The sequence below is a fragment of the Mucilaginibacter sp. dw_454 genome (assembly GCF_018449775.1).
GTDB lineage: Bacteria > Bacteroidota > Bacteroidia > Sphingobacteriales > Sphingobacteriaceae > Mucilaginibacter.
In genome coordinates this window covers 581,123-604,269 of the sequence record NZ_JAAVVB010000002.1, presented here as the reverse complement: position 1 = coordinate 604,269, position 23,147 = coordinate 581,123, and the positions used below count along the sequence as shown (strand labels likewise).

General features: G+C 42.8%; 15 protein-coding genes. 7 read left to right on the top strand and 8 right to left on the bottom strand.

Translation table 11 applies throughout. The features are described from left to right. Positions 1-9: 9 nt before the first annotated feature. The 4 genes from HB679_RS09805 to HB679_RS09790 form a co-directional block, all read right to left on the bottom strand. Positions 10-1,515 carry a DUF4832 domain-containing protein gene (locus tag HB679_RS09805; protein ID WP_255547569.1) on the bottom strand — a complete coding sequence of 502 codons (1,506 nt, stop codon included), beginning with the start codon at positions 1,513-1,515 and terminating at the stop codon, positions 10-12. Between the two features lie 65 nt (positions 1,516-1,580). After that, positions 1,581-2,693, bottom strand: a complete 1,113-nt coding sequence (locus HB679_RS09800; RefSeq protein ID WP_214071783.1) for a DUF5009 domain-containing protein — start codon at positions 2,691-2,693, stop codon at positions 1,581-1,583. A gap of 214 nt (positions 2,694-2,907) precedes the next feature. After that, positions 2,908-3,543 (bottom strand): carbohydrate-binding family 9-like protein, encoded by a 636-nt coding sequence (locus HB679_RS09795; protein ID WP_214071782.1) that lies wholly within the window; start codon positions 3,541-3,543, stop codon positions 2,908-2,910. 115 nt (positions 3,544-3,658) lie between these two features. After that, entirely contained in the window at positions 3,659-4,762 is a 1,104-nt protein-coding gene (locus tag HB679_RS09790) for a LacI family DNA-binding transcriptional regulator (RefSeq protein ID WP_214071781.1), read from the bottom strand. Between the two features lie 356 nt (positions 4,763-5,118). Between HB679_RS09790 and HB679_RS09785 the strand changes: the two genes are divergently transcribed. The 7 genes from HB679_RS09785 (at position 5,119) to HB679_RS09755 (ending at position 17,192) form a co-directional block, all read left to right on the top strand. Further along, positions 5,119-8,097: a triple tyrosine motif-containing protein gene (locus tag HB679_RS09785; protein ID WP_214071780.1), complete on the top strand. Its 2,979-nt coding sequence runs from the start codon at positions 5,119-5,121 to the stop codon at positions 8,095-8,097. 58 nt (positions 8,098-8,155) lie between these two features. Continuing rightward, a complete protein-coding gene (locus HB679_RS09780; protein WP_214071779.1) occupies positions 8,156-8,803 on the top strand; it encodes a response regulator transcription factor in 648 nt (215 codons plus the stop codon). Between the two features lie 320 nt (positions 8,804-9,123). Beyond that, complete coding sequence (locus HB679_RS09775) at positions 9,124-13,455, top strand: FG-GAP-like repeat-containing protein (protein ID WP_214071778.1); 4,332 nt, start codon at positions 9,124-9,126, stop codon at positions 13,453-13,455. Between the two features lie 20 nt (positions 13,456-13,475). After that, entirely contained in the window at positions 13,476-14,420 is a 945-nt protein-coding gene (locus HB679_RS09770) for a type IX secretion system membrane protein PorP/SprF (RefSeq protein WP_214071777.1), read from the top strand. 72 nt (positions 14,421-14,492) lie between these two features. After that, a complete protein-coding gene (locus HB679_RS09765; RefSeq protein ID WP_214071776.1) occupies positions 14,493-14,708 on the top strand; it encodes a hypothetical protein in 216 nt (71 codons plus the stop codon). Positions 14,709-14,845: 137 nt separating this feature from the next. Beyond that, positions 14,846-15,568 carry an SDR family oxidoreductase gene (locus HB679_RS09760; RefSeq protein WP_214071775.1) on the top strand — a complete coding sequence of 241 codons (723 nt, stop codon included), beginning with the start codon at positions 14,846-14,848 and terminating at the stop codon, positions 15,566-15,568. A 235-nt stretch (positions 15,569-15,803) separates the two neighbouring features. Continuing rightward, positions 15,804-17,192, top strand: a complete 1,389-nt coding sequence (locus tag HB679_RS09755) for a putative sulfate exporter family transporter (RefSeq protein ID WP_214071774.1) — start codon at positions 15,804-15,806, stop codon at positions 17,190-17,192. A 332-nt stretch (positions 17,193-17,524) separates the two neighbouring features. Here HB679_RS09755 and HB679_RS09750 read toward each other — a convergent pair whose 3' ends face one another. The 4 genes from HB679_RS09750 to HB679_RS09735 form a co-directional block, all read right to left on the bottom strand. After that, positions 17,525-17,866, bottom strand: a complete 342-nt coding sequence (locus HB679_RS09750; RefSeq protein ID WP_214071773.1) for a HopJ type III effector protein — start codon at positions 17,864-17,866, stop codon at positions 17,525-17,527. Positions 17,867-17,942: 76 nt separating this feature from the next. Beyond that, positions 17,943-18,788: a metallophosphoesterase gene (locus HB679_RS09745; RefSeq protein WP_214071772.1), complete on the bottom strand. Its 846-nt coding sequence runs from the start codon at positions 18,786-18,788 to the stop codon at positions 17,943-17,945. A 467-nt stretch (positions 18,789-19,255) separates the two neighbouring features. Next, the gene (locus tag HB679_RS09740; protein WP_214071771.1) at positions 19,256-20,098 is read right to left on the bottom strand and encodes a DUF2911 domain-containing protein; all 843 of its coding nucleotides are present in this window, start codon (positions 20,096-20,098) and stop codon (positions 19,256-19,258) included. 436 nt (positions 20,099-20,534) lie between these two features. Further along, positions 20,535-23,108: a zinc-dependent metalloprotease gene (locus tag HB679_RS09735; protein WP_214071770.1), complete on the bottom strand. Its 2,574-nt coding sequence runs from the start codon at positions 23,106-23,108 to the stop codon at positions 20,535-20,537. Positions 23,109-23,147: the final 39 nt, after the last annotated feature.

Below are 23,147 nucleotides of genomic sequence, written 5' to 3'. Positions count from 1 at the left end.
ATTTATTATTTAATTCACTTGTATAGTCGCATTCAGCTTGTTGTAACCGGTTTCGGTTTCCCACAGGCCATTGTTAGCCAGCTGGATGCTATATTCGGGCCTGGTAGAAATACTTGCAGCAGCATCAGGCATATTGAGATAAACCTCATAAATTCCCGCTTTTAAAGCAGCAGGTAAAGCCAGTTTTTGATGCAGATTCACGGCTCCTGTAAACCATCTGCGGATATCGGTTTTGAAAGCAATTACTACTATCCTGCCATCTGCTTTGTTTTTCAATATCAATTGCACCGGTCTGGCGTTAAAGGGCGAAGCATAGCCAATATTGTCCATATTCAAAGCCACCTCAACAATACCGCCCTTTTTGGCTTTGTTTGATATTTTTGCGGTACGCAGTACAAAACGATAGCCCATTTTTTCTTTGATCTCGTCCATACAGCCCCCGGTAACCCAATCGTCATTTACACTGGTATTATAGCCCGAATTAAGGAAGCTATAGTGAAAACCTGCAAACTCTTGTTGAGCACGACCGGTTGGCCCGCAATCATTTTGGGGGCTAAAAGCGTCATCGCAGGTTTCGCCACCTACTACGGTATAGCGACTGTCGGCCATTTCGAATTTTTTCAAAGCAGGGGTCGCATCTTTTTGAGGCGAGGCAGAGTTACCATAGTCGTTATAAGTACCATAGTCTGTAGGGCCTGATAAAAAGCAATCATTATGAAAACCTATGCGCGCCTTGTCGGTCTCACTAAATGCTTCTGCCTCAGTAAGTGCAGCCGACTCCACACCGGCTGAAACACCATATACAAAGCGCTGTTTCAACTGGGGCACACGCACCTGGATCATTCTTGATTTTGGCAATGCGTTTAGCAGGGCTTTAAGCACTTCGGTACGGTCGCGCCAATTGCTGTCAAGCACCTTTCCGTTGCCGGTTTTCGAGGCGTCGCCAAAATAGTCAGAATAATAATTTTCTCCCCAGATACCTATAAAGCCCATCTGCATGCAGGCTATGATATCTACATTTTGCTGCAAATAGGGTTTTAACTGTTTAATGTGGTTAAGCACCACAGCCTTAGGCGCATCACCATAAGGCGGGCAAATACCATCGCCACAATCGCCTCCGTGCGCCTTGCTAACATAACAAAAACGCACAATAAGTTTCACGCCTGCCGCGCGGGCTGTGGCACAATCGTTGTTAAATTTTTTCAAAAAGTCTGCAGAAATAGGCGAGCCTTTAAAACTATCCAGCACGTATTCTACATAAATCAAACTGGTAGCTGCAGAATATAAAGCCTTATTAATTTTTTGGTCTGTACGATAGGCCATTAAAGTGTTTTTGTCTAATGGTTCATAGTGCGACGCAAACACATTTAATTGATGGTAAAATCCTCTTTCGGGATTCACTATGTCTACTATACTTTCGGTATAGGTTATAGTGGTGTCTGCGCGCATGGCCAACGCATTTTCACTGCTTCCGACAAGGCATAGCAATGCTATTACTATTGAATATCGCTTCATAGCTCAAGTGTGTTTTTTTAGCCAGGCAGTTTATTCCGCAAGGCGATTTTATATTGGAATTTTTATTATATCTTAATAAAGATCTTATTACGGCTTAACCAGTAACAAATACCCCACTCTGCAAATAATGTAACCACTGCAGATACCAGTGCAACTGACGGCCCCGCAACACCCACCAGGCCCAAGCCACCTTTTATAAATACGCCCACCGCACCGTTAAACCACTGCGCACCAACCGTTTCAAAAAACAGATACAGAAATATGGCATTCATACCTACTACGGTAAAGATCCACGCCTGTTTGTTTACCTGTTTAACATCTACCAGCCAGTATAAGAAAGCCATTAATAATAAAACCCAACCGGCAGACGCCAGGGCGAATGAACTGGTGCTGATCCTTTTTATAATAGGCGTAATATTTACATAATCAAGCCCAAAACCTAAAACCAGGCCAGCTATGCCTGCTATAATTAAATAAGTTATTTTCTTTTTAGCAGGTATTGATGAGATCAGCAATCTGCCCGCCAACACACCCCAGATTGTATGGGTAGCGGTAGGTATAATATTGATGGCCACCCAGCCATCTGTATTAATCTTACCCATGAGCACGGTGTCAAAGTAAGCACCGAAATTATGATATTCGACAAAAGGCTGGTTAAAACCCGGCATCAGGATGGTGCGGTATAAGATCTCGGTTATCAGCAGCAATACCACAGTAAACCCTACCTGGAACCAAAATGATCTGTTAATAATTAAATAAGCTATTACCGTAGTAAAAGAAAGCTGTGTTAGCACGTTCCATAGCTCAAAGACTAATTTACCTGCGTAAATACAATGAAGACCTGTACCTAACAAAAACAGCTTTACCGCCCTTATGGCAATGTGTTTGAAATTTTGTTGCCAGCTTATACCCTTTTTTAATTTTGATTGATAGGATATGTACATAGCCGACCCGGCCATTAACATAAAGGCAGGCTGCACCAGGTCCCACAGGTGCAAGCCATGCCATGGATGATGGAAAAATTGGTCTATAACCATATCCGCCCCTTTGCCTATGTGCATATTCCTTAATGACTCCCAAACTAAACAGCTTTCGCCAGCCAGCAAGATCATAATAAGGCCACGCATCACATCAAGCGAAACCAGGCGTTGTGTTGGTGTTTTAACCTCTTTTTCCATGTACTAAATCAACTAATCAACAAATCGTCTTTAATAAATATATTATTTATAAACTCGTAAAAATCAGTACCAAGCGATTATTAAATCGTTAAATCAAATATATAAACATTTTGCGTGTTCGCACACATTTTTTAAAAATATTTTTATTTATCTTATTTTAACAAAACTTTAAACTGAAAAATGAGGCTATAGCACCATTTTAAACAAGGCTTGATTACATAAATTTAATGCTTCCAAAGAATTCCGGAACGTGGAAATTAGGCCTGCTGCTTAAGATATTGTTCCAGCTCAAGTAATGGGGTTCGGGCGTTTCATCGCCGCATTTATAAAAGTTGGCTTTGCACGCTGTACTTTTAAGCGATGTAACATTCTCGTAAATAAACACACTGAAAGGTATATCAAGGCTAATTTCCCATTCTGTAACCCCCTCGATCTCAACATCATTTATAAAGGTTGATACTTTTATTTGATTTACCACATCAACCGGAAGCTCTGCCCGGCCAGGATTACCCGCGCCATAAGCGCCGTACGGTGTACCCAGGCAGTTAAACTCCAGATTATAATAATTGGCACCATTGTCAAAGGACACAAAAAATTCTACGCAACTATCTTTATACACCAGGTCGTTAACCTGCGTATGGGTGGCTACCGGGTATTTTTCTTTTACAAAATATTTTAAGAGGAAGCTGTGCGCTGTATAGGCCATACTAAACTCAACCTGAGGGAAATAGCCATTATCGCTCCACAATAAGTTATCAATTGCCTGCCTTGGGTATTCATTCAATAACGATGAGACATCGTTGGTTAGCTTTTCATCCGGAATAAACTGGCAATCAAACTGTTTGATCATTGATGGAAACTTAAGTGTAATATAAACGACACAAGCAGACATCTGCGTGTCCGAACACAAATTTAAGCTTGTTTAGGAAACAAACAAGTTAACAGTTGAAAAAATGATAGGTATTTTAAATTTCGATGAACAGCTGATCCTTTTCGTCCAGGAAATAATTCAGGTTCTCTTTGGTCACCACATCTAAAGGCAGGTATTTAATAATGGGCACTTCTCTTTTAAACACCAAATGCTCGGCCAATTGATAAATACCCCAATAGCCTTGCCCCTTAGGATTTTGATTAATTAAAAAGCTGATGGCGCCATTATTCAAGTAATGTAGGTTAGGCGGTATCAAATCATAACCTATCAGCTTTATATGGTTAATATGCCGTTGCTCAAGGTATTTAGCAATGTCATAAGCCTGCGACGTGGTTACAAAAATCTGTTTAAGGTCAAATGTGCTTTCAATCAATGCGTCCAGCGTTTTAATAAAGTTAGACTGGCTTGCGCGGGTAAGCTCAACGCTTTCGATCTTATATTTATGGTCTAGATTGTTTTGGGCAAAATAGTTTCTGAAGCCTTGTTCTTTTTTAACCAAATGCTGCGCATTGCTTATTTTCTCATCAATATGAGCAATAAGCATAGAGCATGAGTCAGGATTGCCATAATGCGCCAGTTTAGCCGCCAGCAAACCACTTTGATAAGAATCTTGCCCAATATAGCTCAAAGGGTCAAAATCGGCAATTTGGGTATTAAACAACACAAAGGGGATTTTATCGGCATTCCATTTTTCAAAAAAGGACAACGTCTCTTTATAGTAAATAGGCGACAATAAAATACCATCAGGCTTTTTGCGGGTTAACTCATTCGCTTTTTTAACGTAGTCATTGACATCCTGCGGGTCAAATACATATTGCTCTACAAAGACGTTATATTGCTTAAAATCCTGCTCGGCCTTTTCAATGCCCGATTTTGGTGCTGTCCAGAACGCGTCATAATTGTGATCCGGAAATAAGGCAGCAAAGTGATATTCTTTTTTCGAGCCCAGCATGCGGGCCATCAGGTTAGGCTCGTAGTTTAACTCTTTGATGATCTTTAAAACCCGGTTCTTTACATCTTCTGCAACCCTACCCCTGTTATGAATCACCCGGTCAACCGTTCCAGTAGAAACGTCGGCTTTAAGCGCGATATCTTTTATGCGGACAACAGTATTTTTCTGCGGGCGATCTTTTTTCATTTGTGCGTGTTAAAGTCAAAGTGTTGAATAGGTATCCAACTGATCATTATAAGCAATCTTAAATTAAAAATGCAGTTAAAACATTCTGTAACAGCTTTTCAATCAATATTTCGCTAAAACGGACAAAGTAATGAAATAAATACCGAAAGAAAGGCTGTTCATTGCTAAAATATAGATTAACTTTTTTGCTATCAAAATTTGGTATAAAAATGATTTGAATCCATCAGGAATGCTTAAAAATTAAGTCCATACATTTGCAATCGCCTACAACTAATTAATTATCAGTATTTAGCTATATTTATCCCATCGGTTTAAAAATGTAACCTTAAACCTTTTTCACAACCGTCTAAATACTCATGGGCAGATTTAAGTTTTGCTTATTGTTACTATTGCTGCCATATAAGCTACTTGCTCAATCATTTACGCCTGATCCTGATTGGCGGTTTGAGAATTTTAACAGCCAAAATCATTTCATTAACGACGAGATCCTTGACCTTGCAACAGACAAGTATGGCTACATGTGGTCTTGCAGCCGGGGTGTGCAGCGGTTTGATGGATATAAAACAACCTTTTTCAACAGTTTCGATGAAACTAAGGGCACAATAAGAACTAATAATACCGACGTTATAACAGACAATAATGGGCGAATTTGGGTAAACTCATCCGGATTATGTTACTATGACGATGCAAGCAACAGGTTTGTTTACATAAAAAACGATGCAAAACACACCATACTATATGTTAATAGCTTTTTTGTTCAAAAAAACTACCTGTGGTTTGTTTGCAACTACGGCCTGGCTAAAATAGATGTGAATACCTTGCAGGTAACTTATACTGCTTTGAATGAAGTTGTTAATCCTTTGGGTGTTTTTTTGCTTGATGATAATACCTTATTGGTATCAAGCCGCGAAAAAACCTATACCTACAACATTCAGAAAAATACTTACGCAGCAAATACCTTGCTTTATAAGGGATCATTGCTTAAAGTTTTTTCCCTTGTTAAAAATGGTGCTGCAACTTTTATAGGTACCAATCATGGGCTATTTATTTATAGAAACCTGTATGATGTTTCGCTGGCCACGCCTGCAATACAAGATATCGAAACAGATGACTTGTTGTTTTTACCACAGGATAAGGAGAAAAAATATCTTTTTATAGCTGCCGATGAAAGAGGTGTGATTGTTTATAACACGCGGTCAAAGAAAATTGAGTTCGACTATCTCCATGATGACAATAACCCTTATAGCCTGCCCAGTAATATCATATCGAAGTTTCTGGTAGACAAGAAACAACGGGTATGGATGAGCACAGCCTTAGGGATAAGCATGCTTGATATATCTAATCAGCAATGGAAAACGCGTTATATCAACCAACGTAATACCGACGGACTATACATCAGTAAAATAGCGCGGGATAAGTACGATAGCACAAAGGTCTGGATGTCGAGCTATAGCCAGGAAATGATTTGCATGAACTGGAAGACTAAAAAAATCGAAAGCACTTACCACATCGGCCAGGACATACAAAAACTAATTGACTTTGAACAGATAGCTAAAAACAAATGGCTTTTAATAACACAGCAGTACATCATAGAATGGAGCCCCCAACAAGGCATTCTCGCAAAAAAAAGCCTGCCTGAAACTGATGTTAGTCAGCTGGCCTATTATATCCATAAAATAATTATGGCTGATGCAAATACCTGCTATATAACCACTAACCTGGGCTTATTTAAATATGATTTACTAACCCACAATATTACTTTGGTTGCTGAAAAAGATCCCGCAAAAAAAGGGGACGACCTAAGTTATGATCTTATTAATGGTTTTTATGATGATGGGGTACTTTGGATAGGTTCAAAAGATGGATTATTTAGTTATAATACGGCTACCAGATCAAGCGCGATATATAAAGGAAAAGGCAACAATGCCGATTACTATTTCTTTCATATCGCCAAAGCGCCCAATAACCAAATAGTGTGCGCGTCGGGCGATGGAATAGCTATTTTTAATACACAGACCAAGGCCTTTAGCATAGTAAACAAACTGGCCAATTTTAATAAACCCGATTGTGAAAGTATTGTCGCCATAAATAATACGGCATGGATAAATACCGATGCCGGAATATTAAATTACGATCTGGCTACTCACTCTTCTGAAAAAGCTGTGTATGAAACACCTTTAACGCCAATTTTTCCCGGTTCGCCATTTGCAATTGTAGGTAATGATATTATATTAGGATTTAGAAACGGTTTTGTCTACTTCACACCGGGCCTAAAAAATGCTTCTGTTCCTTCCGATCCGGTTATTGAAAGTGTACATGTAAACAACAAACTGGTTCTGCCCCAATATCCAACCTGTCAAAATACCGGCAACTTAACCTTTAGTCACACAAATAATGCTGTAAATATAGCCTTTACTGCTTTTTTATATACTGATCCTGATCATATCAAATTCAGGTACCGGCTTAAAGGCGCAGAACCGGCGTGGCAATATACTACAGATCAACGCAGCGCCAATTATGCACAGTTGCCGCCAGGCAATTATACATTTTATGTGCAAACCGGTAATAAAAATGGGGTATGGAACAGTCATCAAGCCGCTTTTAATTTTATAATTACTCCACCCTATTGGGAAACCTGGTGGTTCAGAGTATTGGTAACTCTGGCAGTTGCGTTAATTTTATACCGGCTATATCGTTATAAGATTGATCACATTTTAGCAATTGAAAAAATAAGGGAGCGGATAGCTTCAGACTTTCATGACGATATTGGTTCGGCATTAAGCAGCATTTCCATATTTAGCGAGGTGGCGGACAAACAGTTACAACAACAATCGCCACCGGAAGACACCAGGGCAATTATCAGTCATATTTCTTCCCAATCGCGCGCCATGCTTGATGCGATGGACGATATTATCTGGGCCGTAAATCCGAAAAACGACCATTTTAATGACCTTGCGATACGCATGCGTGAGTTTGCGATACCGCTGTTAGAAGCCAAAAATATAAAGTTCGATATTAGTATATCTGAAGACATACTAAATACCCGGCTCAAAATGGAAGCCCGGAAAAATTTATTCCTGGTATTTAAAGAAGCCATAAACAATATACTTAAACATGCCGATTGTACGGTGATGAAAGTAACAGTCAGCAAACAGAATAGTCAACTCGAACTGATTATTAACGATAATGGAAAAGGTTTTGACATTGACGCACCGCACATACGCAATGGGTTAAAAAACATGCACAAACGCGCAGCAGAAATTGGCGGCACATTAAATATAACCTCACAGCAGGGGGCAGGCACTACTATTACATTGTTGCTCAATATCATATAAACATATTATTGAACAAGCAATTAAGCCGCGTTATCTTTGCTTATTAACTGTATAGAATTTGGACATCAGGGTTTCGGTATTTGACGACAATAGCTCTCTACGCGACAGTTTATACTACCTTATCTCTGGTACGCCGGGCTTTAAGATAGCCGGTATCTACCCGGATTGCAATCAGGTGCTGGAGCATTTGCAACATGACGAGGCAGATGTTATACTGATGGATATTGATATGCCAGGCTTAAACGGCATTGAAGCCACCGCCTTAATCAAGAGTCATTTTCCCCATATAAACGTATTAATACTCACCTCATATGACGATAGCGCTAAGATCTTCGATGCGCTGCATTCCGGCGCTACAGGTTACCTGTTAAAAAAAACCACACCCGCTAAAATAATGGAAGCTATTACAGAGGTGAGCCAGGGCGGCGCGCCAATGAATGCCAGTATTGCCCGTAAGGTACTCGAGTTTTTTAGTATAAAGAAGAACATTACCGAAAACGCTTACGATCTTTCTACCCGTGAGAAAGAAGTACTAAGCTGCCTGGTAAAGGGCGATAGTTATAAAATGATTGCCGCCCGGTGCTTTATCAGCATGGGGACAGTTTGTACGCATATTACCAATATCTACAAAAAGCTTCATGTTAACTCCAAATCAGAAGCTGTGGCAAAAGCTATCCGCGAACGCCTGACAAACGACAGCATTTAAAGCCTCTCTCCCATTCTTACCCCAAATATCATAAGCTTATATGATTGACCGACCTTGGTATAATCCACACTTTCGTCTTTATAAAACAACCAACTCATAACTGCTTATTAATCAATACCAAAACCAAACACGTGCGCTGTGTATCATAACGCACGTGTTTAATTATTAAACATTCTGTACCAATATGTACCTAACACCGATACAAAAAAAGACCTGCAGGGATGCCTTAATAACCTGCATTGTACTCATATCTGTATATGTACTCATTTACTTTTTAATTTATTAGCCAAGCCTTTAACCACCATTCACACTTATAGTATATGGACAACACCATTACCCAACCCACCTCAAAAAAATTATTGTTGCTCTTGGCAATGATCTTTATATCTATTTCTCAGGCTCTTGCCGCCCCCCCTGCAGTTGTTTCATTTAGTCCGACCAGTGGCCCTGTGGGCACATCGGTAACCATAATCGGCAGTGGGTTCAACACAACGGCCGCAAACAATATCGTTTTTTTTGGCGCCACTATGGCCCAGGTGACGGCAGCAAGTGCCACCAGTCTTACTGTAACCGTTCCAAACGGTGCAACTTACCAGGCTATTAGCGTACTAAACGGCAGTACACACCTTATTGGTTATTCGGCTAAGCCATTTGCAGTAACATTTAACTCTAAAAATGTCATTACAGCAAATGACATTGCAGATCAGGTAGATTTTACATCCAGTGGCAGCACCTACACCGTTGTGGTAAGCGATATTGACGGCGATGGTAAAGCCGATATCATTTTAGCAAATGCCAATGCTAATTCAATATCGGTATTTCGTAATACTTCAGTAAGCGGCAGCATCACCATATCCTCTTTTGCTGCCAAAGTCGATTTTGCTACCGGTTTATATCCTACAGGCTTAGCCGTTGGTGATATTGACGGCGATGGCAAACCCGATGTCGTGATTTCAAATCAAAGCGCCAACACCGTTTCTGTGTTGCGTAATTCATCCACGCCGGGCACCATCAATTTTGATACTAAAGTAGATTTTGCTACAGGCAGCGGCCCTGGCAGCGTAGTTATTGCCGATTTTGACGGCGACGGAAAATCAGATCTGGCAGTAACCAACAATTATGGTAACTCTTTATCTGTTTTACAGAATAATTCGGTAAGTGGTATTATTACCAGTTCTTCATTTACCGCGCATGTTGATTACACAACAGATTTGCATGTTTACAGCCTTACCGCCGGCGACCTTGATGGCGACGGCAAACCAGAAATAATAGTAGATAATATTTCGCAAAGCACTATATCGATATATCATAATCAATCGGCAAGCGGGTCTATCTCATTTGCTGCTAAGGTTGATTTCGCGACAGGCGCTCAGCCTGAAAACGTTGCAATAGGCGATTTGGATGGCGATGGAAAACCCGATATGGTGGTATCCAATTTTAACGGAAACTCAATTTCTATATTACAAAACACATCAACAAGTATTGGTATAGACGCTTCAACTTTTTCGGTTAGAGTAGATATAGCCACCAATCATGGCCCGGAATGGGTTGCTATAGGCGATATTGATGGCGATGGAAAGCCGGACCTTGCCGTAACCAACAATAATGGCGGCGCGGGTAATACGGTATCGCTATTTCGCAATTTAAGTACAGGCGGTACCCTTTCAGCATCATCTTTTGCTGCAAAAGTAGATTTTACTGTAGGGTCAGCACCTGGTGGGGTAGCTATAGCAGATCTGGACGGTGACGGAAAACCGGATATTATTGTACCGAGTAACCTCACCCCTATTCTGGCTGTATTGCGTAATAGTCCGTTACATACGCCGGATATACCGGCAAGTAATATCATTTTCACAGGTACAACCTATACCTATACTACAGCCACCTGGACAAATGGAAATGGCACATCGAGAAGAGTATTTGTATATGCAGGAGTAGCCAACGGCACGCCAACGCCGGTTAATGGCACGCCTTACACAGGCGTTTCTACCTTCTTAGGGGGAAACGAAATTGATAATACAGGCTGGTATTGCGTTTACAATGGCACGGGTAACACAGTAGATATTTCTGGCCTTAACCTGGGATCAGCCTACACTGTAATGGTGATGGAATATAACGGAACACCGGGAAATGAACAATATCTAACAACAGCCGCCGCCGGCAATCCGGCAACTATAACAACCATTTCGCCCGTTATTGCATCGTCAGGCATCCCTTCGGCATTAAGTACGGTTTACGGGACAGCGTCGGCGGTTAGCAGTTTTAATGTATCGGGCACTAATCTGGTAGATGGTATAACCGTTACGCCGCCCGAAGGATATGAGGTAAGCGATAACCCCACCACAGGATTTGCCGATAATGTAGTTATAGGCGGTGCGGGTGGCGATCTTCCATCTACGCCTGTGTACATCAGGCTATCGGCTACCGCGCCGGCAGCTGGGTATTCTGGTGTCATAGCGCTAAGCAGCTCCTATGCTACCGAAGTTGATGTTACAGCAGTACCAAGTACCGTTAGCAAAGCGCCCTTAACTATTTCGGTTGGCAATACCACAAAAGCTTACGGAACGGCCCTGACTAGCGGAAGTGGGTTTACCGCATTTACAGCAACCGGGCTACAAAACGGACAAACTATAGACAGTATAACCATCACTTACATCACCGGCGGCACTATAGGTGCGCCGGTGGCAAATTATACAGGTGCTATAGTACCAAGCGCACCTATCGGCCAGCGACCTTTTACAGAAACTAATTATAATATTACCTATACTCCCGGCGATATTACGGTAACGCCAATACCGCTAACTATTACTGCCACTGGTTCGCCCAAACCGTACGGCACGGCGCTTACAGCAGGCGTGGGTACTAACTTTACACATACACCAACTTTATCGGGCGACACTGTAACCAGCGTCACCCTGACTCCAGACGCAGCTGGTATTGCGGCCAATACGCCTGCCGGAGCAACTTACCAGATAACCCCATCGGCAGCAACCGGGTTAGGCGGTTTTCTGGCAGGTAATTATACCATTACCTATGTGCCATACAATGGTACGGTAAGTAAATCAGCTTTGACTATTAATGCAACCGGGGTGAACAAAACGTTTGACAACACTACCAATGCAACGGTTACCTTAACCGATAACCGGGTTAGCGGAGATGTATTTACAACAAATTATACAGCGACGTTTGCCGATAAAAACGTTGGCACCGGCAAGCCGGTGAATGTTACCGGCATAACTATCAATGGAGCGGCGGCAGCCAATTATACAGTAAACGCCACCGCCACCACAATGGCAAATATTACAACGGCACCGGTTACCGTCACTGCTCAGGCAGATAGTAAGGTATATACTAAAACTACAACGTCGACAGTTGCCCCGGTTGTTAGCGGTTTATTGGGCACAGATGCAGCATCCACCCCCGCTATACAAACTTTCAATAATAGTAATGTGGGTACTGGCAAAACACTTACCGCAAGCGGATTGATAATAAATGACGGCAATAGCGGTAATAACTATGCTATAACTTATGTATCAAATACGTCAGGCGTTATAACGCCGGCTGTGGCCACTGTAACCGCTCAAGCCGATACAAAAGTATACAGTGCCGATGTGGTTTCGACAAAAACACCTGTGGTAACCGGTTTGCTTGGCTCAGATGCTGTTTCTGCTACACTTACACAAACTTTTAACTCTTCCAGCGTTGGTACAGACAAAACTCTTACCGCAAGTGGCTTAGTTATAAATGATGGCAACAGCGGTAATAATTACAGTATAAATTATGTACCAAATACCACAGGCGCAATAACTGCTGCTACCCTAACTTATACTGCCGTAGCTGCATCCAGAAATGCAGGAACCGCTAATCCAGCCTTTACGGGCACAGTAACCGGTTTCGTCGGTTCAGATACACAAACGTTGGCCACAACCGGCACACTTAGTTTTATAACTTCGGCTACTACAAACAGCCCCGCAGGTAGCTATGATATTACCGGTACAGGTTTAAGCGCTGCAAATTATGTGTTTATACAAGCCGCTGCCAACAGCACCGCGTTAACCGTTTTAGCTACAACTTCTGCTAACGCGATGCTTTCCAACCTTGCCATCAGCAGTGGCTCTTTATCACCGGTATTTATTGGCACTACACAAAGTTATACTGCTGCCGTAGATAATAGCATCAGCAACATTACACTTACACCAACACTGGCAGATGCTGCAGCGGCTGTGAAAATAAATGGTGTGGCAGTAAATAATGGATTGGCAAGCGGCCCCATCGCTTTAAACGTGGGCGACAATATCATCACCACGGTTGTAACCGCGCAAGACGGCATCACCAAAAAAACCTATACCCTGACAGTAACCAGGGCGGATTTGCAAAAAACAGCTGTAGTACCCAACAATTTCATGTCGCCAAATGGCGATGGTAAGAATGATACGTGGGTGGTTCAAAACATTCTTAACTACCCCAATAACACGGTGACCGTTTTTGATAAAACAGGTAAAATATTATACCAGAAAAAAGGCTACACCAACGACTGGGACGGTACATATCATGGAGCAGTACTTAACGAAGACACTTATTACTACGCCATAGACTTAGGACCCGGCCAAGGAACCGTTAAGGGCTTCATTACCATTTTAACAGATAAATAGTACATCAACATTAAAAACAAATGCTACAACCTCACCATATTTCTGAAATTAAAATGATCATATCGCCAGTAAAAATATTTAAATGGCCGGGCCGTTTGATATGCCTGATTACCGTTATCATACTTGGCGCAAAACAGGCCAATGCGCAGTCGGCAGATTTTCAGTCGGTATATTTTCAAAACCAATATTTGGCCAACCCCGCAATGGCTGGTATCGACAAAGGCTTAAAACTAAATGCCGGCTACCAACAGCAATGGACAACCATACCGGGCAACCCGGTTTTGCAAAACCTTACTGCCGAGTACAACGCAGGAAATCGTGTCGGCGTAGGGCTAATGATTGATAATAATAGTGCCGGCCTGATTAGCCGAACAAGGGCCATGGCCACATATGCCTATCACTTGCCGTTAAATGAGGATGACCAGAAGTTAAATTTCGGCGTATCCTTAGGTTTTAAGGATAATCATGTCGATTACAACAAAATAGTAGCCGACCCTGGAGATCAATCGGCACAGAGTTTTAACCAACGCGGCGCGTATGTAGATGGTGATTTGGGCCTCGCTTATACCAGTAACAGTTTTAATGTTCAAGCCGCAGTGCCTAACTTAAAAAGTTTGTTTTTTCCAAACCAGACAGATAACCTGGATATCAACAGATCTACCTTTTACACCGCTGTGAGTTATAAAATAGATAATGGGCAAAGCACCAGTATTGAGCCTAAAATAGCATTTCGCGGAGCAAAAGGGCTCGGTAATATTGTAGATGCTGGTGCAAATGTTGCTGTGGATGAGAACCACTTCGATATTTCGGGCATATATCATTCAGACAAGAGTGCTACACTTCTATTAGGGTTGAACCTAAATGCAGTTGGTATCATGATTTCATATACCAATAATACCGGGCCATTAAGAACCTATGCCAATAACACTTTCGAGCTTGATTTAAGATATGTGTTATTCAATTAATGGCTAACAAAGAACGAAACCGCCGGTCTATTAATGTGTTACAAATAAGCAATAGTGCTTAACCCCTAAAAAATGGACTTATTTTTGGAGAACAAGCTAGACAACAAAATAGACGAGTTAGAGTATATTATGGAAGAGCTGACAGAAAACGAGCAACATATCCAGGATTTAAGATCAGACTTTTTGTTGATGTCGGCTGATTTTGAAGCGATCATAGCTTCCTTTAAAACTTCGCGGAAGGTAAAATTATACGTTGATTATTATCAGCCTATAATTGCACCGGCTTAAACCCGGCATTTTCTATAATCGCTATAAAAGGCTATTAAACCGTGAAAAATCCTATATCTGCCGCAAATGATACATTGTGATATAACGATTGAGCAGCTTACTTTGCATAACTAAAGCATCAATCAAAATACACCACCATGAAAACAGTATTAATTACCGGCGCAAATAAAGGAATTGGTTTTGAAACCGCCAGGCAATTGGCGCAATTAGACTATTTTGTTTATTTGGGTAGCAGGAATAAAGAAAACGGATTAGAAGCTATCAAAAATCTTAATGACCAGGGCATAACCAACGTAGCTTTGGTAGTGATAGATGTTGCAGATATCGTATCGGTACGCCAGGCAAGGGAGGAGTTAGAGAATAAACAGCATTCTTTAGATATTCTGATCAACAATGCCGGTATTGCCGGTGAGCAACCACAAGATTTCGCCACGGGCGATGTAGATAATTTGCGCAAAATATTCGATGTCAATTTTTTTGGCGTTATACAAACCACCTATGAGTTTTTGCCGCTGTTAAAAAAATCCGGGCAACCGGCCATCATCAATGTATCCAGCGAATTGGGTTCTCTTGCCGTACATACTGCAACAGAACGAAACCCTAATCGTGCTAAATACCACTCTTACGGGTCATCCAAAACTGCGCTAAATGGTTTTACGGCAATGCTGGCAAATGAGCTCGCCGACGAAGGCATCAGCGTTAATAGTGTTACACCTGGCTACACCTCTACAGACCTTAACCAATTTCAAGGCGCAAAAACCGTGGAAGAAGGTGCAAAGCCAATCGTCAAACTGGCAACACAACTATTGCCTGCCGGTATCGCCAGATTCTTCAAAGACGGCGGTGAAGTACCCTGGTAAACAGCATTACTAAATCGCCCAAAACACACAAGGCTATCTTAAAGGGATAGCCTTGTGTGTTTTGGGATAACGCCCGAAGGCATTTCTAATAAACGCCACTGCGCGTACAAAAACAGGCAATGTAAACAAAACCCAATTTGTTAACATAAACTTAATGTCTACTAATTTGATAGATTAACCATATTTAATTATAATTGTCGTCGATAATACTTAATCTTAAAACAAAACAATTATTATGACAACAATCAATACTGAAACAACTGAATCAAAACCCTCGGGCTGGTCAGAATTCTGGTCGAAAGAAGACTGGTGGGCTGTTTGGCTTGGACTAAGCATCGTTGTAATTGCCTATGCATTTTATTTGGGCGGCTCAAGCATCGGCTGGATTGCCGTATCGCCGGGCAAATGGTCTACGCTGTCTCAATTGGGCACGCAGCTATCAAAGAACGGCATTAAATATGTGGCATTGTTGGCCGCTTTCCTGGTACTTTTCACCATCGTAACTTCGTTTGTTGGGCAGAAAGCCAAAGCGTTTATCCCCGCCTTCATTTTTATATTTGTAATTTCTTTTGTCATCTACATTATAGGTAGTTGGGATCAGGCTAATAAGTATAATCTTGAACCGCCATTGCTGGCATTAGGAGTAGGGCTTATTCTCTCTAACGTTGTAGGTTTACCCCGCTGGCTGGATGCAGGTTTCCGCGTTGAATTTTATATTAAGCTAGGTATAGTACTATTAGGTGCGACATTGCCTTTTACCTTAATTATATGGGCCGGCCCGGTAGCTATTTTACAGGCTTCTATAGTATCTATCGTTACGTTTGCAACTATCTTCTTTGTGGCCAGGAAACTGGGATTAGACCATAGACTAGCAGCAGTTTTAGGAGCAGGCGGCGCTGTTTGCGGCGTTTCTGCATCAATTGCCGTTGCAGGTGCGGTACGTGCCAAAAAAGAGCATCCGCCAATAGCTATTAGTTTGGTAGTGTTTTATGCTATCATTCTTATTTTCACATTGCCGTTTGTTTGCAGATTGCTTAACCTGCCTACAGGCGTAGCCGGAGCCTGGATAGGCACCTCAGAATTTGCTGATGCCGCTGGTTTAGCTGCCGCACAATCTTATGGCGGCCTGGCTGGCTCACACATAGTTGCCGGCACCGCAGACCAAGCTATCGCAGCTTACACTTTAATTAAAGTTATTGGCCGTGATGTATGGATTGGTATCTGGTCTTTAGCTTTAGCACTTATTTCGGTAACTTATTGGGAGCGTAACGAAACTAAATCAAAAGTTCAGGTTGGCCAGATCTGGTGGCGCTTTCCTAAATTTGTGATCGGCTTCTTAATCGCGTCAATATTAACGTCTTTGATTGTACATAGCAATACACTGGGCGAGTATAACAAAATAGTAAAGCCATCGCTTATACTGCCAATCACCGCATTACGCACCTGGGCATTTACCTTTAGTTTCCTGAGTATTGGCCTAACTACTCGTTTCCGCGATTTGGCATCTGCCGGTATTAAGCCTTTTGCTGCTTTTACGGCTGGTGTTGTGGTGAACGTGGCTTTAGGTTATGTACTGTCGATATTGGTATTCGGCCATTACTGGGCCTCAATTGTCACACACTAAGCAATGAAACTTTTCGACTTACTTCAGCTAGGCACTTCGGGACCAACTTGCAAGCAATGTGCTCATTTTGAGAATGATCCGGCGTTTGTAGAAGCGGTTTATCCCGGGCTTAAGACCATGAGTTCGGGGTATGCTTCCGTGCGCGACCAGGATGGCTTTTGCAGTTATAATGAGCTTTATCTTTCTGCCCATGATAGCTGTCCCCACTTCACACACCGTAGGTCCGAGTACAACCAGGCAATCGAAGAGAACATGAGTTGATAAATAAAAGCTTAAAGCTTTGCATAAAAACGAAAGACCGCCCTAAAAGGACGGTCTTTCGCTTTTATAGTCTATTTCGCTATCAGCGCCTGCCCTTCAAATGCTATCCCATCCCAACCATGAGCCATAAACTGCCTGATGTTTTGATGGTCTGTACCGCCCGGATTGTCCAACACTGCCTGGTAGTGTTCAGCAAACAGGTAAAGCGTATCGGCTGCACTTAGGTTATTGAGTTGAGCAAACGCGAAAACCTTAGCACTACCCTGGTTTTGGGTGGCTTCATTATAGACATCGCCGTTTTTGAATGCGGTTGGATGGTGTGCGTAGTGGGCTTCTATAAAGTCTATTACTTCTTTGAAACTTAGCGACTTACTCTTTGACTTATTGATGAGGTTAGCTACTTGTGCTGTCATGCTGATTGTGTTTATATTGCCTTAGCGGCGCACAAAACTACGAAGCTACGCTTGATAATGTCGCCCCAAATTGAAATTACAGCTTGTTCGAATTCAACTTAGGGTTTTGGCTGGCATTAACCTGGTAGGTATTGATCTCATTATTAGCGCTTACTTCAACTATGCGGTAGCCTTTATAATCAGTACCCCAGTTGCCGCCGAAGTGCGAATCCCACAGATGTGGCAACTTGCCGGTATAGCGTATACCGTCTAATGTATGGTCATGGCCATGGAAGGTGGCTTTGATATTTGGATAGCTATGCAACAGTTCGATAATCTCCGGGCAATCAACAAAGATGGTCTTCTCCTCGGGTGTCCATTGGTGTGGGGGGATATGCAGGATCACAAATACAATCTGCTTGTCTTTATAGGCGTCCAGCGCCGATTTCAGGAAGTTATAATCAGGGCATACATAACCACCTTTGGTATCAGCGGTATTGGCAAACACTAAGCCTATATCTCCTTTATCTACCGAATACTTGTCCTCATAACCAAACACACTCTTCCAAACAGCAGCATCGGCAAAGTCGTGATTGCCGGGAATGGTATAATAAGGCACAGGGAACTTGTCAAGGTACGTCTCCTTCACCTTCTTCAACAGGTCGGGGCGGTTATGCACCAGATCACCGTTGACAATGATAAAGTCGAGATGGTTATCTGCATGCTCCTTGTTCATCCACTTCACCAGGTCGGTGTAGAACTGGTCAGAGTCGGTATCCGGTTGTGCGTAGTGACCATCGGAGGCTATGGCAAAACGTAACTTAAACTTGTCGGCTGATGGTTTAGTGGTAGCCTCGCCGGCAAAGGCGTTTACGGCCGGTAACAGGTTAAGGCCGGCTACGCCTACAATGCCGGTCTTCAGGAAATTACGTCTGTTGCTCATAGTTTGTGCTATTATGGCGATAAAGATATCATTGGTATGTTAACTTAGTTTTAAGTGTCACGGCCGCCGACTGACTGTTGTTTTGTTTCACGTGGGTGTATAACAAATGAAACAAGTGAAACACTATTTTAAGTTAATTTATTGATTTACAATGCTTTATAAAAATACAGTGAAACAAAATGAAACAGCAAAAAATACTTTTAAGTCATTTTTTGTTTCACTTGTGATCTTGACGCAACTCACTCGCCGCCACGTCATCGTGAGCATAGCGTGACGATCTCTGTACAACAAGAAGGTAAACAAGCGATCCGGAGATCGCCACACTCGTTCCTCGTTCGCGATGACGTGGTGGTAATGGGGCAATCTTAAATCATTTAAAAACCACTTGAAACACTTTAAAACACTAAAAAACAAAAAAAGCCCGCCATAACAGCGGACTTTTACCCTATTAAACTAAAAACTAAAATCTATTTCTGAGCTTCGGCTAAAACTTCTTTGTTCAGGCGGGTATACTCTTCGTCTTTATCTTTTGTGGCCAGGTTCACGCCTTCTGTAGCGGTGGCTATGGCCGCCTTTTTATCACCCATTTTCAATTGAATGCGAGCAATCCAGTACTTAATATTATCTGAGTTTGGTTGCGCTTTGTCGTAAGTCTGCATCCAATCTAATGCTTTTTGTAGGTCTTTATTGTTGTTGTAATAGTATATCGCCGCAAAATAATAAGGCTTCTTTGCGCCTTGCATGGCGCGGTCTATATTGGCCATGATCTTAGTATCTACATCAATTTTCAAATGCAGCCCGGTGTGTACGTGCTCCCAGTTCAGTTGCAAAAAACAGTCGGTTATACCGGCATCGGCAAAATCCATGGTCAGGCTTTCGGTAATGGCAGGTGTAGTCTTAACAGGGACAGTAAAGCGTATCACATCATCACTTTCTTTGTAAGTATAAGCGCCCCATTGCTTAACGGTTTTATTCAGGATAAACACCCATTCTTTTTGCCCGGGGATACTAAATAAAGCATACTCACCGGCAGCAACCGGTTTGCCTTCTATGGTTACATCGTCACTAAATTTTATGGTGGTGGCCCAGTTAGCACCGGTGCGCCAAACTTTGCCGTAAGGCTCCATGTAACCAAAGATCTTACGACCCTTAACATTTGGGCGCGAATAAGTTAAAGTAACCTGCCCCAGGCCAAAGTTTTGAATAATGGTTTGTTGTGTGCTGGGTTGCGGAATGGTCAGATCCTGCGCCTTAGCAGTAAAAATGGCGGCTGATAGTAGCATAGCTACGCCTATGATAAATTTCTTCATTTAATTATAATAAGATCAGTTAATCGGTTACCCGTAAAACTACAGGATTTATCAGTAATACGTAATATCGATCTAAGGAGTTGCTTTATTAGGCTAATTTTATAAAAGCCGTCATTGCGAAGCCTTTTAAATAACTTGTCATCCTGAACGGAGTGAAGGATCTTATATGCCATGCTTACTATGTGCTTTTATAAGATTCTTCGCTACGCTCAGAATGACAAATCTTGAAATAACCGATACCCTGAACACTCGCTATTGGCCATTGCGCTCATGCTTCGAGTGCCTCAGCATGACACCCCACTTTTTTTTCACAAAACCACCATCCCCCAAAAAACAAAAAAACGGGACAAGGAATTCCTTCCATTGTCCCGCTTTGCATGCATTACATGCGCTATCAACTTATCAACAAAACAATTCTTATCATTTTCAAATCCAATTATCCAATTGGTGCGCCGTTAGGCATTGCTTCTGCTTTTTCAGGAACAAACTTGCTTGGGTCCTTTTCAAACTCTTCGATCATTTGTAAAGCATATAAGTAGTCGGCTTTGAGCATAGGGTTAGCTTCCGATGCTTCACCAGCCGACGCCCATTTCTTAAACTCTTCTACTTTAAGCAAAGCGATAGCCTTTACGCTGCTGGCAGTTTCTTCAGAGCCTGCAAGACCCAACAGATGCTTCAGCATGGTATAACGCACCACGCGCTGCAATTCGCCAGGGTAGCCGGTAACTGTCGGTGTTTTCCAGGTCTGATCTATGATCTTATCCAACACAGGCACTAAACCCGGCTGGGCCTCATCGCGTGCATGGTATTCAATCAAACGGGCAGCACGTTCACCATCGAACAAACCATCCAGGGTCGCGTCGGCTATACTCTCGGCTGCACCTATAGGGTCGAAAGTTACTCCTGTATAGCCATCAAAATCCTCTTTTGAGCGGGTGTAGCCTATCGGTGTCGGCGGAATCATTTTTATCACCTTTTCGGGGATAGCCAATTCTTCAGGTTTTAACGTGCTCATCAGCGCGTCGAATGCGTTCCATTGAACTTTAGGGTCAACCATTTCAGTCACCAGCTGGCCATCGCCACGCACCGCGTATCTGAAGTTCTGACCACCTATCAGGTATGATGCAGCCTCTATCTGGTAGCGGTGCAACAGGTAAACAGGTACCAACACATCTTCGATGGTAGACATTGGTTTACCCATCGGGATTGATTTTTCTGAGAAATTAGCCAAAGCATGCTGGCGCACGTCCATTAAACGGGTCAGTTCAACTCCGGCATCTTTGCCGTTATCCCACTGTGCCGAGTTTGGATGAACACCCATATCAAACATAAATACCAAACCCATTTTGATAGATTGTTGCATGATTTTTTCTAACTCAGCTTTTTCATCAGAGCCTTTAGGAAACTGGGTATAGCCCCACATCACCGCACGTTTGTCGTAAGCCCCTATTCCTTTAGCATAAGCCTCAGAAACATCCAACGTACCGTCTTTTTTTACCGTGATCTTAGGGAACGGATAATCATCAACAGACGAACGATCTTCTGAGCTACCCATGTGGTTATGATAAAAACCAAGGGTGTGGCCAATCTCGTGCGCGGCCAGTTGTCTGATACGGGTTAACGCAACTTCTACTGCTTTTTTAGGCGCATCTTTATCATCGCCATAAATTTGTTTTAAACCTGTCTGGATCAGGAAATCCTGGCGATCGCGCATCGAGGTCAGTGTAACCTCGCCTTTAATGATCTCGCCGGTACGCGGGTCAAAAATACCCGCACCGTTTGAGAAACCACGCACCGGGTGGTGTACCCAGTTGATCACGCTGTAGCGGATATCCATTGGGTCGGCGCCTTCAGGCATTTCTTTTACCTGGAAAGCATTTTTAAAGCCTGCAGCTGTAAAAGCTTCGTTCCACCAATTACCGCCTTCAATCAGCGCTTTTTTAACATCGGCAGGAGCGCCACGGTCAACATAATAAATAATAGGTTTAACCGGTTCGCTCACTGCGGCGGTCGGGTCCTTTTTTTCAAGACGCCAGCGCCTGATGTACTTTTTAACCAGGGGTTGATCTATAGGGGTTGCAAAATCAAAATACTCGAATGAGTTAAAGCCCGAGCGTGGGTCGAACTCGCGCGGCTTGTAATTATTGTCAGGCAGTTCAATGAAAGACTGATGCGTACGTACCGTCATTGAACTTGGGTCTGGTGCCGATGGTGGGGTACCCGGGCCACCGCCAAAGTAACTTTGTTCGCTGCCGCCGTTGCCAATAAAGGTCAACATAGCCTCAAACTCGCTGTTTTTCGGAAAGTCTTTGGTGTTTTCGATGTATACAGATGAGCGTGTTTCGTCTAAACGGAACGCACCGCCACCTGCAGCACCACCGCCGCCACGACCACCGGTAACACCGGCACCTGCGCCGCCTGCTGCTTCGGCGCCACCACCACGTCGGCCGCCACCACGACCACCCCTGCCACCACCTTCGCCACGACCAGCGGTCTCGGCTATATGATGCGTATCGCGGAACAAAAATGGAGTTAAATCAACCAAATATTTACCATCCTCAACAGCCAGGGGAGCAAAACCGAAGATGATAGACATAGGGAAAGATTCCTGAACGGCCTTCACTTCGTACGGGTTATCGCTGATAGCGCGATAATCGTAATTAGGTTGTTCCATCAGGATCTTGTTGCCTTCTTTGATGAACTTTACGATACGGAAACCACCGATATTACCACGGTTAGGCCCCGATGGCAGGGTATTGACGTACAGAAATTCAAAATCAATTTTTTCCTTCGGGATCTCTAATAAAATGCGGGCCGTTTTTTCATCATAATAGAAATTAAAAAAGCCATCAAATTTTTTCATGTTTGTGGTAACCGCCGCTATAGAAGTTGCCGGGCCTGCGCCCGCTCCTCCTCTTTCGCCACCACCGCCGCCACCGCGACCGCCCTGTGCCAGGGCCAAGCCACTGCTTGCCAGAAGCAGGGCTATCAATGTTGATTTTAGTTTCATTTTAAAGCCTTTAGTTTAGTGTTTATGTGTTGATCAGTT

Excerpts from the sequence above, each read along its gene's own strand:
- HB679_RS09805 (WP_255547569.1), bottom strand. The coding sequence starts at position 1,515 with ATGAAGCGATATTCAATAGTAATAGCATTGCTATGCCTTGTCGGAAGC.
- HB679_RS09800 (WP_214071783.1), bottom strand. The coding sequence starts at position 2,693 with ATGGAAAAAGAGGTTAAAACACCAACACAACGCCTGGTTTCGCTTGAT.
- HB679_RS09795 (WP_214071782.1), bottom strand. The coding sequence starts at position 3,543 with ATGATCAAACAGTTTGATTGCCAGTTTATTCCGGATGAAAAGCTAACC.
- HB679_RS09790 (WP_214071781.1), bottom strand. The coding sequence starts at position 4,762 with ATGAAAAAAGATCGCCCGCAGAAAAATACTGTTGTCCGCATAAAAGAT.
- HB679_RS09785 (WP_214071780.1), top strand. The coding sequence starts at position 5,119 with ATGGGCAGATTTAAGTTTTGCTTATTGTTACTATTGCTGCCATATAAG.
- HB679_RS09775 (WP_214071778.1), top strand. The coding sequence starts at position 9,124 with ATGGACAACACCATTACCCAACCCACCTCAAAAAAATTATTGTTGCTC.
- HB679_RS09770 (WP_214071777.1), top strand. The coding sequence starts at position 13,476 with ATGCTACAACCTCACCATATTTCTGAAATTAAAATGATCATATCGCCA.
- HB679_RS09765 (WP_214071776.1), top strand. The coding sequence starts at position 14,493 with ATGGACTTATTTTTGGAGAACAAGCTAGACAACAAAATAGACGAGTTA.
- HB679_RS09760 (WP_214071775.1), top strand. The coding sequence starts at position 14,846 with ATGAAAACAGTATTAATTACCGGCGCAAATAAAGGAATTGGTTTTGAA.
- HB679_RS09755 (WP_214071774.1), top strand. The coding sequence starts at position 15,804 with ATGACAACAATCAATACTGAAACAACTGAATCAAAACCCTCGGGCTGG.
- HB679_RS09750 (WP_214071773.1), bottom strand. The coding sequence starts at position 17,866 with ATGACAGCACAAGTAGCTAACCTCATCAATAAGTCAAAGAGTAAGTCG.
- HB679_RS09745 (WP_214071772.1), bottom strand. The coding sequence starts at position 18,788 with ATGAGCAACAGACGTAATTTCCTGAAGACCGGCATTGTAGGCGTAGCC.
- HB679_RS09740 (WP_214071771.1), bottom strand. The coding sequence starts at position 20,098 with ATGAAGAAATTTATCATAGGCGTAGCTATGCTACTATCAGCCGCCATT.
- HB679_RS09735 (WP_214071770.1), bottom strand. The coding sequence starts at position 23,108 with ATGAAACTAAAATCAACATTGATAGCCCTGCTTCTGGCAAGCAGTGGC.